The organism is Sphingobium sp. SG1, assembly GCF_057063145.1.
On the sequence record NZ_JBVVOJ010000066.1, the window covers coordinates 1 to 852 of the forward strand.

The following is an 852-nucleotide window of genomic DNA, read 5'->3' on the forward strand; positions in this document are numbered from 1 at the left end:
TAGGTTTCGTGGACAAAGGTTGACAGCAGGATCGGGCGTTGATTCAAGGCTGCCTTTTGGAGGTGGCGTTGGGCGAGCGTATTGGGCTGACGGAGGACGAGTGGGGGATCATCGGCACATTACTGCCATCTGAGCGTGGTCGTGGCTGTCGTCCAGCACAGGACAACCGGCTGTATTTCGAAGGCATGATGTGGATCGCCCGCACAGGTTCGCAATGGCGCCACTTGCCGGATGAATATGGCAAGTGGAACAGCGTTTTCCGCCGCTACCGGCGCTGGGTTACGACCGGGGTGTTCGAGGCGATGCTCGAGACACTGGGCGAAATGGTGGCTCGTGATGCCACTGCGGACATGATCGACAGCACCGTGGTCCGAGCACATCATTGTGCCGTCGGCATAAAAAAGGGACTCAGGAAACCGAGGCGCTTGGCCGATCGCGAGGCGGATTCAGCACAAAGCTCCACGCCCGCTGCGATGCCAAAGGCCGACCGCTCGGCTTTGTCCTGACGCCGGGCCAGAGCCACGATATCCAAGGCTTTGGCCCGCTGTTCCGTTTGATTGCTCATAAGATCGAGGCATTGTTGGCGGACAAGGGCTACGATGCAGATGCCATCCGCGAGGAATTGGCCAATGCTGACGTTGAGGCTGTCATTCCCGCCAAAAGCAATCGGCGCGATCCAATCCCACACGATCGCGAAAAATACCGTTGGCGCAATCTTGTCGAACGCCTCTTCAACAAACTCAAGAACTGGCGGCGTATCGCAACTCGATACGACAAAACCAAAGAGTCCTACCTCGGCTTCGTCAATCTCGTCTCAGCCCTGCAATGGATACCCTTTGTCCACGAAACCTA

At 57.3% G+C, this 852-nt stretch carries 1 pseudogene; it reads left to right on the forward strand.

The window, feature by feature from the left end:
- Positions 1-62: 62 nt before the first annotated feature.
- A pseudogene (locus AC0KVN_RS27580) lies at positions 63-852 on the forward strand (IS5 family transposase); the annotation flags it as partial.